Here is a 12,343-nt window from a genome sequence, read left to right on the forward strand (position 1 = left end):
GCCAGGCAATTCACGGCTTAATTAATTTGCGTTTTCGGGATATTGCCTTCATCCGGCTCGGAATTTACCGCCCTCACCGCTTGCTGAGGCGGTTGCGTCTGCGCTTTTTGCGCATTGGCTAACGCCTGAAGCACTTGTTGAGTCGGGCCGAATGCGTTGACGTTGCCATTTACCAGGAGCAACAGCTTGCTGGTCATCGACAGCAAATTGGTGCGATGGGTAATCAGAACCACCGTTTTATTACGTTGCTTGAGGAACATAATGGCCTGGTTCAACGCTTTCTCGCCCGCATCATCCAGGTTGGAGTTAGGCTCATCCAATACCACCAGCGAAGGGTCGCCATACAATGCGCGCGCCAGGCCGATACGCTGTTTCTGTCCACCGGAAAGCCCAGCGCCACCGTTGCCGAGCACCGAATCGTAGCCGTTAGGGAAACGCAGGATCAGTTCGTGCACGCCGGCCAGCTTGGCGGCTTCAATGACTTTCTCTGAGTCAATATCGTTAAAGCGGGCGATATTCTCGGCGATAGTCCCGGCAAACAGCTCAATGTCCTGTGGCAGATAGCCGATATACGGCCCCAACTCATCCTTGTTCCACTGATAGATGTCGGCATTATCCAACCGAACAATCCCTTCGCTGACCGGCCAAATGCCGACCAGCAAACGCGCCAGCGTCGATTTCCCCGACGCGCTCGGGCCAATGATCCCCAGCACGTCACCGGGTTGGATGGTAAAACTCACGTTATGCAATACCGCATCGCCTTGGGATCCCGGCGGCGTGGCGGTGACGCCTTCTACGGCCAGCACCCCTTCCGGGCGCGGCAAGGACATGCCGGTACCCCGTTGCGGATGCGTTTCCAGCAGCTTGACCAACCGGCCATAAGAAAGCTTCGCCGCGCTGTAGCTCTTCCAGACGTTAATAACCTGCTCAATCGGCGCCAGGGTTCGCCCCATCAGAATGGAACCGGCGATCATCATACCGGGCGTGATGTGCCCATCGATCGCCAGCCAGCCCCCCAGCCCCAGCACCAATGATTGCAGCGACATGCGCACAAACTTGGTGATCGACGTGACCCGCGATGCGCGTTCGCTGGCGATGCGCTGACTGTTCAAGAACCGCTGGTGCAGACCGAACCACCGGCGTTTCAGGTTGGGCAACATCCCCAAAGCTTCGATCACTTCGGCATTGCGCAGATTGGTGCTGGCCAGCGTCCCGGACATAATCGACAGCTTGCTGGCTTCCGCCAGCGGCTTTTTCGACACCATTTCGTTGATCACCGCCAATGCGATCAGCAACAGCGCACCGACCAGAGCGAAAAGCCCCAACCAAGGGTTAAAGAGGAATATCACCAACAGATAGATTGGAAACCACGGCGCATCAAAGAAGGCGAACAGCGCGCTGCCGGTGAGGAATTGGCGCAGATTGGTCAAATCGCTCAGCATCTGGCCGGCATCAGACGAGCCGTTTTTCAGATTCGCCTCGTAGGCCGCGGTATAGACTCGCGTGTTGAGCCGCATATCCAGCTGGCTGCCGATGCGGATCACCACCATGCTGCGCACGTATTCCAACAGCGACATCATGCCGAACATGCCCAGCATGATCAGCGTCAGCATCAACAGCGTGATTTCATTGCGAGAAGGAAGCACCCGGTCATAAACCTGGAGCATATAGATAGAAGGAACTAGCATTAATAAATTAATAAATGCGGTAAATATGCCAACGGTCCAGAAAACCTTGCTGCGAGTCCGTATAACATCCGCAATTTCATTGCGCGGTATAAATTGGTTCACTTTCTGCCCTTACATCATGTGCACTGTCAGTCAAAATCCGCATTGGACTCTTATAAGGAAAATCCTAAAAAGGGAAAAATAAAATAAATCCTAAAGAACCCCACCCCAGACATGCTCGAGACTGCAGATACTTTTCCTAACTATAGGTAGAGAAAGCGGATACCAGCAAGGCCGTAAGCAAAAAAAATCGCATCACAAACCACAGAAAAAAACAAATGAAAACAGTGGGGTAAATAATAGGCGGGGCAAAGCGGGTTTAGTACGAAAGGGAATAAATTAGAGATAATGACGTAGTTCACAAATTTCAAAGAATACGGGGTGTTTATACACCCCGTATTATTTATTGACTAACAGTTTCAATGGGAATTATAACCCACTGGAACTCATACTTACGCGTAGTGCAGCGTATCCACCAATTGCTGGTGGTTTTGCCCAGTCAGGTATACCACGGTATCGTTGAGGTCCAGCGAGTGGTTATCGTTGTTGTCGATAATCACGTAAGAGCTGGCAGTGTTACCGCCACCGCTGAATACAACGGATGCCACACCCACTTTCGACGTCAGCGAGTTGCTGCTATCCAGGCCAAGAATACCGCCCAGCAGGCCGATAACGCCATTGGTCAAACCGCCCACCAGTGTCCCCAACAATGCATCCAACGTGTCGGCAGAACGCGTACCGTAGTTCGCTACCGCGGTGCCGCTGGCGTCATCGGAGATAGTCAGGCCGCCATGGTTCACGTCGACAATCGAGTCCTTGAGGCTATTAAAGTCCTTGATGGTCACACCCGCCTGCGTGTTACTGGCCTTGATGTCGTAGGTGTTGGCACCTGCGCCGCCGGTCAGCGTGGTGTTGCCAATCACGCCCAGAGTATCGGCAGCACTGGTACCTTCTACGGTCATTTGGTAACCGTTCAGGCCCAACGCCGTCAACACCGGTGCCAACAGGTTGGTGGTGACAATACTCAGCGGCAGAATGTTCAGCAACTGAATGATGATACCGTCACCGGTACCGCCATGGCTGGAGTCGAGATTCAGCCCCGCGGTATTGGTGGACGCATTGATATCACGCACGTTGCTGAAACCGCTGCCCACCGTCAGATCCAGCGCGTGATCACCGGTCACGTTGATGGTCTGAACCTGCGCATTGGTGCCGGCCAATGACAGAATATTGTCAAAGCTGCCGGTACCGCCCGAGGCCACGTTAACCGTGGTCAGAGCGGTGCCCAACAAGGCGCTGCTGCTGCTGTTGAGAGTGATGGCGCCGGCATTCACGTTGGCAGAACTCACCGCATCGAAGTTGATATTGAAGTGATCGGTGGCGTTCTGGACAAAGGTGAAATTCAGCGTACTGGCAGCGGTCGCGTCCCCTTTCACTGCCAACTGCGCAGCGTTGCCGCCGGCGGCATTGATGACGTTGACGTTAGCCAGACCGGAGACCACAAACCCCTGTGTGCCCAGATTGGTGGCCGCTGCGTTCTGCGTAACCGTGCCGCCCGTAGTGCCTTCGACCGTGGACGTGCCGTTGGTCAGGCCAAAGTCAAAGGTGTTGTTTGGCGTTGTCACGCTGGTGGTAGTCGGTGAACCAATCAGCGGCGTCGTAATCAGCGTACCGACGGACTTGCCGATATAGCCGGTCAGGTCGATCTGCTCGAAGTTCGAGAAGTTGTTGGCGTTGCTGGTCACGGTGCTGGTACGAACGCCCAAGGCGTTTTGGTTGGTCACCACGGTTTTGGTGATGAAGTTGGCGGAGATAGAGTCCGTACCCGCGCCGCCATTAGCGGAGATGCCGGCGCCGACGGTGTTGGCTGCGCCGGTTGCCGCATTCCCCGCCCATTTCAGCGAGTCGTTGCCGTTGCCAAGGTTAAAGTCGCCGGTGCCCGTGGCGATATTGGCCGTCGACGTCACGATGACATCGTCATTCCCGGAACTGGCGTTCAGAATCACGTTGCCATTGTTAACGGTAATATCGACACCAGGGTTAACCCCGTTGTCAGACAGGTTGACCGTTGCTGCACTGGTGCCGTTGATGGTCAGATTCGCCAGGTGGTCGGCGAACTTCAGGTTCACGATGCTGGCGGCATTGGCGTTCAGTTGCACATTCGTGAGTACCGCTGTTTCGGCGTTGCTGATTTGATGCGACGTACCGGTGTTGACGGTGCCGGTTGCGTTACCGCCGGCGGCCGTTGCCGTCAGAGACGCGGAGGTTTTATACAGCAGGCTGGTACCGATATCGAACTCGAAACCATGCTGCTGGGTTACAGTAATATTATCTGTAGCCGTCGAGTTACGCAGATCGTTAATAATAGCCTGAGTAATAAGTGCCTTATCAGATCCTAACGAGCTATACACCAAAAGCTGCGCGGCTGTAGCAGCTACACCATGTACCCCAGTGTAAACATGTTGTATAAAGTCATCACCCGTTAGTTGGGCACCTTTCTTCTGAAACTCGCTTGATTTCAATATGGTCCCAATAAATCCTTTATAAGTCATCGCTCCTTTCGATAAATACTTACTCCAATCATCTAATCCACGAGCATCAATATCACGCTGCGGAACTGCAAGATAAACTGCAGAAACCTGCTCTTGATAACTTAATGAAGGCAGTTGCCCTGGCTGATAGCTGATAGTCGCGCTATTGAAATGTTGCTGCGCGGTAGTATCGCCTGAAGCAACAGTACCACGAAGAGAATCAATCACTTGAATCAGAACTTCTGCACGAGAAGTCCCTCCAGTCAGTTCAGTGACATAGTTAGATAATTCGGTCGCAGAGGGAGACCTTTCGTAACCCCATTTAAATAAACGAATCACATAATCGGTATTGCTAAGAGAAGTCAGATTTGCAGAGAAAATTATTTCTTGCGCTACCTGGACGAAGGTTTTCGTACCGGCATTAATGGCCGCTCCATAGTTGTTTATGCCAAGTGCAGATTGAGCCGCCCCAGTAACATAATAGATAGCCTGCACGTCTGAGGCGCCTTGCCCAAGGGCAGCGGCGCTTACCGACGGGAACAGAACAGCATTTACTTGCTGATCAAGACTAGCCTGCGCAGCGGATAGAGTAGAGTCAAATCCCGAATAATCAAGAACCTGATTTACAACTTTAGCCATTGCCTCGGCAAGAGTACTACCCGTCAGGTAATCTTGCAAAGTTGAGGTGGGTGCAGCAGAGCCAAAAATTTTTGTATAAACAATTTGTAAAGCATTTAAATCTGATAAACCGTTAAAGAGGGCTACACCATCCGCAGAAGTCAATAAAGTAGTAACATATGCTGAGGCAGATAGTTCACCTCGCTGCAATTGCGCACCTATTGAGTCGAACGTAGCGTGTGACGCGCTTTTCCCTAAAACAGCGTATAAAATAGCTGCTGCTTCTTTCTGATACGCTAATGAAGCCATGATTCCCCCCTTAGAGGACTAACTTGAGAAGCCATAAAAAAATCGGAAGCATAAAAGAGATATAACTCATTAATAATGCAGCTAAACATGCATTCCGACTGGTTATACCCAAACAAAGACAGCAAAGCTGTCTGAATTAAAAGAAAGGATAAGATTCAGGTTATGTCAAGGCAGACGGCGAAAGGTTTTAGCAAACAAAAACCATATAGTTAACATGGATAATATTTTTCTCACAAAATTCCCAAACAAGAAAAATCCATAAAAACACTGAGATCACATAAAAAAAACAAAATAGTTATAAATAAAATAAATTATAATGATTTTAATAAGCAATTAAAACTATAGCAACACTACAAATACACCAAAAAAACTGAGCATCAACATCCTGAAGTCAGCACAATGCATTACCTCTAAAAGACTTTCACACAAGTTATATTCTGGATATAGAATAGAGATAAGTCATAACTTCAACTGAAAATAGGTAGCAGGTAAATAATTAGCTATAATCAAAAAAATACAATATTATAATCTCGAGGTGTAAACACAGAACTCAATGAAAAATAAATTTGACCTCCGCCATGTCGTTACAAGGGGGTCAAACTGTGCCGAGAATATATTTTCTCGATGACATAATCACTCACGCAACTATTTAAAAATAAAAAATGCCGGTCTCGGCCTGTTACCAAAGAGATCCCCCCCTTTCCCTGATAGAGGAGAGCAAACCTAAAGAGTTATATAAATGATTTATGAATAAATTTTGCATCAGCTTAATTACGATGAATGGTCGCTTCTCTCTAAAAGCACGCGATATATGGTATTAAATCATGAGCAGATTTTAAATAAAAATGGGGAAACAGCAAAGAATGGACGGGGAATAAGATCTTTATTAAGATGCACAATGGAGGGAGTAAAAGAAATAAGTCGCAAACGGTAACCGACGATTCGCTTCGCATACAAAATAAACATTGAGAAATTTACGAGCAGCTCAAAAAAACGAACACCGCAGAGAGGAAATACATCATCAGTATCAAGGGAAAAACGTTATCATTGGGGATAGATAAGTAACAGGAAAGATGTTATTTCTTACGAGGGAGGGAGGGGGAGGAATAGCGCCTATCAATTTCGATATAGGGGTACACGAGAGAACAATGCGTTAGCAGGAACATTCTCTCGTCAAATTAACATCGGACACTCTTTAGCGATAATAAAAGGTAATAAGTCCATTAATTCAGCATACACTTAAACAAGCAGAAATCAATCTTCAACGCACTCCTTCGTAATGAATTGCATTACACGCTGCTCAACAAATAAAAAGATCATAAAGATACACAGATATATAGAGAAATTAGCTGAACATTTAATATCACTAAAAATGAAAATATTTACTCGTCTATTTTACCAAAACCCTTCCAAATCCCCGGGCTGCCAGCTTCAACACATACCCACCCCATGAAACTACCTCTCTGTGGTAAGGAGTTATCGATAACATCACCAACAGAAAAGCGGCCGTTCTTTGGTGGTCCTGGCAGTAATAAGCGTCTTATCGAAGGGATAATTACACGTGACTCTACGCCAAGAACGGTAAATCTACCGACGACATTATTATTTAGCCACATCCCATTTTTTGAACCAAATTGGACATCACCTGCAACCATGCAATCATCAATTAGCACATTCGGTACTTTTGGGTCAATAAAAACATCTCCGTCGATAATAGAAGAAATAACTCTTATCCTCAATTTCTTTGAACCAGACCTGGCAAAAAATGACTTTTTGATTCGGCAGTTTTCAAAAATAACGTCACCATCAAGGTTCGACCAGTCAATTGAATTAAAGATGCAGTCTTTAAAAATTTTAAATCCTGAGGTGGATATTGCATCAACTGTATCAATAGTTACATCTTTGAAAGTGAACTTGCTGTTCGTCCCTGTTTTTATCTTTATATTTTTCGCGGGGCTGCACCGGTGCGAATCAATATAAAACTCACCATAAACATGCTTCAAAAGATATTTAATTTCATCACTTCCTCCGCCACTGACTTTGATCGTCCCTTTTCTCTGCATAAAAAGAGTACAGCCTTCAGTTCCAGAGACATCCCAATGCGCATTATATTCAGCATGCAAATTGACGAAATAGTTTTCTATGCCACCGGCAAAATCACAAATTGGCGAAACAGGGTTATCTTCCCATTGGCAATCATTAAAACGAAGATAATTGCAATCATCTCTTAGAGATGACATTATAACTACTGGGCTAACCAGCGTTTTAGACTCATCAAAGCCATCTTTTAAATTGGCTCGATCGCCAGATGTTCTTCCGCAATTGAAAACATCAACTTGTTCAAAAACAGAGTCTTGGCATTTGTCGATAAACAGCCCCGCACCATCAAACCCCTCCAGAGTAACCTGTTCTAGACGCATTGCATATTGATATTGCAGAAAAAAACCATGACACTTGCTCAAGTTTCCAATGAGTTGAATATTGCTAATGGATACAGCACGGAAGCCAGGACTTTTAGCAGATTTATTAGATTTCCCAGGAAAATGAAAGACACCGAAATTTTCGTAGCCTTCATTCATGCGAACATCAATGACGGTCCCCCCTTTTTTGCCAAAGCCATCTATTTTAGCCCCAGAGTCTAAAGGAAAGATAATAGGTGTTTTAACTACTAGCTTTCCTCTCGGCAAAACGATTTTACGATTGCTGGAAAAATTAATAGCACGAGTAATCGCCGGTCCATTATCATCTTGTGTGTCGCTGATCCCAAAATAACTGCCTAAAATAGGCTCATCGTTTGAAAACACTCTTTTCCAACGCTTACCATCATCTGTAACAATTACCATCCCCCCATCATCAGGAGAAGTATTGTCATCAGCATCATAATAGAACTCCCCACCTCCAGAATGTTGAGATTGCACGGACGGCTTATGGTTAGCAACTACGCTTCTCATCACGGAATTAACTGCAGTAGTACCTTGTGATGGATAATAGCTGAGTACATTTACCCGTTGACCAGGACTGATGGGAGAAAGTTTCTTTAAGCTACCAATATCAGGACAATTACTAGCTAAGGATTCGGTACTTGCATTTTTTATCGAATTATCAGCAAAGGCATTTTCTGTCCTTGAGATAGCAGCAATGGAAGCCAATGCCATAACGATACCGTTCTTTAGTGATTCTCGCTTAGAAAAATCAGGACTACTTTTCTTCATTTTCTGCCTCCAGAATAAATTTATTGATCTTGTTCCCAGAGAGAAACCACCATATTAACAAGCAGCTTTAAATGAGATCACTCTTATTCTTAGTGTGATTTGAGTATATGTAATAATAAGTAAGTATTATAAAACTATCAACAGTGAAAAATGTTACAGTGGCAGTAAAAAGCACCAAAATAACAACATCATAACTATCTAATTTCAAATACATACAGAAGAATACTATTGCGATGAGACCAATAACCCCCATCTCCATAGTAACACCTAGAAGCCCCACATTTGGCTTGAAACCAAATCCACCTAAATAATCAACAATAGGCTGATAATTGGTAAAACATTCGTATTCTTTTCCACACCCAATTAAGAAACTCGGTACGTTCATATTTAAGACTAAATATGATGCAGAAAAGCGATGTGCTATAGATTGATTTTCGTAGAAAAAGGCAGGAATCCCGACATTAAGATAGTTTGCGATCGAAACGAAAACGACAATAAAGAGTGAAAAAGTGAGCACAACAGGGATTTTAGCTAATATGCGCCGAAATGGATAAACAGCTGCTATAAGGAAAAGTATAACTGAGGCCTTAGACAAACTGAAAATATAACCTAATGCAAATAATACAATCTCCCAAGCCTTTAGCTTAAAATCTCTTAGTCTTATCATAAACGAGATGATTAATAGGGAAACAAAAAAACCAGCCTCTCGAGATAACCCAGACATTCTTGGCAACAGAAAAACTTCATATTGGTTAGTAAAAGTTTTGGTTGCATAGTCGCCCCATATTGCAATCGATATTGCCTTTGGCCCTATTGCAGCAGAATAGTTTGTACCAGCGAACTCATATAATGAAAACTGTAAAATACACCAAATAACAGAAATAAGCATACAGACATATATTTTACTAAAAACTGGCTTTCCTATTTTGTGAATATATGCAACACCCAATACTAGAGCAAATGTTTTAACGACTAAATCATACCGCCAAAATGCTAGACACAAGACAGTCCACACACAAAAACACAGTAATATTTTTAAAGATACTGTAGACAATTTTCTTATAAATTCATAATCCATGAAAACCAGAGGAATCCAAAGATATAAAGTCACATCACCGACGTAAGGATTGAAAGGTGTAGCGATGAAAAAAAATGCAATCCCCCATCTCAGAATATTTAGGAAGAGTCTTTCCTTTTCGCTACTATCAACGATAGTGTGTGTTGTAATACTCATTGATTTTTGCTCTCATGAAGAAAATTTTCTTATAATATACTAACCATTAATCACAATCAATAAGCCGATTTATTTATAAACCCTTTAAAGACCGTAAGAAAGATAATTCGGATATCGAACCAAACGCTCCAATTCCTAATATAATCGAGATCATATTCAACTCGACTTTGCATCTTGTCTAGAGTGTCCGTTTCACCTCGCCATCCATTTATCTGGGCCCAGCCAGTGATTCCTGGTTTAACTTTATGACGAAGCATATAGCCTTTAATTAGCTTTCTGTATTGCTCATTATGCGCGACAGCATGTGGGCGAGGTCCAACAATCGACATGTCCCCCATCAACACATTTATAAATTGCGGAAGTTCATCAAGCGATGTCCGACGTAAGAAAGCACCAACGGCAGTAACCCGAGCATCACCTTTTTTTGCCTGAACAACTTTATCTCCATTTTCCATAACGCTCATGGATCTAAACTTCCAAACCATTATAGATTTTCCATCCATGCCATAACGTCTCTGCTTGAAAATAATCGGGCCTGGAGACGTGAACTTAACAGACATCGCAATCAATAAAAGAACAGGGGAAATAAATATTAATATTGCAAGCGAAAGTATAATATCCTCTACACGCTTTATTATTTTATTGACACCGCTGATTGGTGTATCAAAAAGAGAAACTACAGAAACACCATTTATTTCTTCGCTACGCGACTGTAGAATATTAAAAGTAAAAACATCTGGTATAAGCATTACCGAGCAAGTTGTATCAGATAATTCAGCTACAGTATCCTTGATTAAACGTTCTTGCTCCATTGGCATCGCAATATAAATTCTATCAATCCGTCCATCTTTTGCGTCTCTGATAAGTTGCTCTAAATCACCACATTTTCCGACTTTCGTGTCGATAGAGTTACATGCGTCATCATATATTCCAAGGACTTTGAAGCCCATCCAATGAGCATCATTTAAAGTTTCGGCTAACTTGATACCAACAGGGAGCGAGCCCATGATCGCAACATTGCGGGTGTTAAACCCGAGATTTCGCATATAACCAAGCAATAAACGAATAATCGAGCGAGAAACTATCAAACCACAACATGCCAAGAGGTACCACTCAGCATATAGCGTTAAATCACTATAAAAACCATCGATAAAAGATATAAGACCAATAGTTAATAAAACACTTAAAGACCAGTTTTTTATGATGAGTTGGATCTCTAAGGTAACACGGACTCCACGCCACGAGCGGTAAAACTCGGTTATCCCACCTACCATTTGAAATATGACGATTGATATCAATACTACAATCCAGTACTCCATGGTAAATACATTGCCTGACAGCTTGCATGCCAAATAAAGACAGAAACTTATAATAGCAATGTCTGAAAACCGCTGTATCATTGAAGTTAGCGAAGCATTAGACTGTAGAGCACCACGACGAAAACCATTCATAGCTGTTTGCCTATTAACCAACATAGTATAACTCCTGCCCAGTACCTGCCAGATTAAAAATATAATTTTTATAAAACAGAAGAATACATTATATATCAGGAGAATCGCGTTCAACTCTCCTATTCCAGAAAAAATATCTTTGTTGCACTTTAAATATCATGCACCAAGATCAAGGTATAATTTTTTAGTTGCCTCAATCATCTTGTCCGCGGTAAATTTCTTACTGAACGTCTCTATTGCGGCATTCCCCATTCTCTGCCACTCCTCTCTTGATGTACTTTCGAGTATATGACATAGCTCCTCCGTTTGCTCAGGAGAAAATAGCCGGCCATTTATGCGATCTTCAACAACCTCCGGGAAAGAACTACAGTTACTCGCTAAAATAGGTAATCCATAGCTCATTGCTTCTAACGGAACCATTGCAAAACCTTCCCATCGACTTGGTATTAGCAATACATCAGCACGACAGAAATGTGGTGCCAATTGTTCAGCGGATAACCAGCCGGCATACGTCGTCTGCGGTAGATCTTGAATATTATCATTCTCATTTTCAAGCACAAAGTCGCCGACAACTGTCAAATGGAATGCTTTACCTTCTAATTGGTGCATAGCTTTGGATAAAATATCAAAACCTTTTTGGTAGTCGAAGCGGCCAACAAAAAGCAGCTGAATAAGCTCATTACCCTCAGGGGAATTGACTTTTTTGACGTAATTTTTATTACTCGGAACGCCATTATGAACGACGACCAATTTATTTTCATTAAGCCCTGCATCAACAGCCATTTTTTTTTCACAATGGCTGACACAAATAACAACATCAGTTATAGGAAGCAATGCTTTTTCGATGACGGTATATATACGTGATTTAAAACGAGATACAGTCATCATAAATGCGAAAGCATGCGGGCAATATATTACTTTTGGCCGATAAATTGGCCATAATAAAATTAATGACAATCGCCCTAAAGCACCAGCAAAACTACTATGTAAATGAACCACCTCTGGTCGATGCTTTAATACAACCCCCGTAAATATAAAGAAAAACTGTAGAAAACCTCGAATCCCACGCCCTAGTCGAGGAAAAGGTTTTATCGACCTCGAGTCGACACCATATAATTCTGAAACCTGATCGGCAGGAACTAAGCAACAGATTTTGTCCTGCCCTATATCAGCAATCTGACTTTTGGCTAACTGACGAAGGACCGTAGCCACTCCCCCTTTGATTGTTTCTGCCGCATGAAGAACTCTCATCAAAACTCCC

The 12,343-nt window shown here is 43.9% G+C and carries 6 protein-coding genes; all 6 read right to left on the reverse strand.

The window, feature by feature from the left end; all coding sequences use genetic code 11:
• Positions 1-17 precede the first annotated feature (17 nt).
• Positions 18-1,790 (reverse strand): type I secretion system permease/ATPase, encoded by a 1,773-nt coding sequence (locus tag ABTW55_RS03925; RefSeq protein WP_049233429.1) that lies wholly within the window; start codon positions 1,788-1,790, stop codon positions 18-20.
• 389 nt (positions 1,791-2,179) lie between these two features.
• On the reverse strand, positions 2,180-5,185 hold the full coding sequence (locus tag ABTW55_RS03930; protein ID WP_033654597.1) for a DUF4214 domain-containing protein: 3,006 nt from the start codon (positions 5,183-5,185) through the stop codon (positions 2,180-2,182).
• Positions 5,186-6,567: 1,382 nt separating this feature from the next.
• Entirely contained in the window at positions 6,568-8,397 is a 1,830-nt protein-coding gene (locus ABTW55_RS03935) for a hypothetical protein (protein ID WP_144337697.1), read from the reverse strand.
• Between the two features lie 67 nt (positions 8,398-8,464).
• Positions 8,465-9,631 (reverse strand): hypothetical protein, encoded by a 1,167-nt coding sequence (locus ABTW55_RS03940; RefSeq protein WP_051917650.1) that lies wholly within the window; start codon positions 9,629-9,631, stop codon positions 8,465-8,467.
• A gap of 56 nt (positions 9,632-9,687) precedes the next feature.
• A complete protein-coding gene (gene wcaJ / locus ABTW55_RS03945) occupies positions 9,688-11,082 on the reverse strand; it encodes an undecaprenyl-phosphate glucose phosphotransferase (RefSeq protein ID WP_033654977.1) in 1,395 nt (464 codons plus the stop codon).
• A 156-nt stretch (positions 11,083-11,238) separates the two neighbouring features.
• Positions 11,239-12,333, reverse strand: a complete 1,095-nt coding sequence (locus tag ABTW55_RS03950) for a glycosyltransferase (RefSeq protein WP_080431145.1) — start codon at positions 12,331-12,333, stop codon at positions 11,239-11,241.
• Positions 12,334-12,343: the final 10 nt, after the last annotated feature.

This window comes from Serratia sp. SM04, from assembly GCF_040280225.1.
Taxonomy (GTDB): Bacteria; Pseudomonadota; Gammaproteobacteria; order Enterobacterales; family Enterobacteriaceae; genus Serratia; species Serratia sarumanii.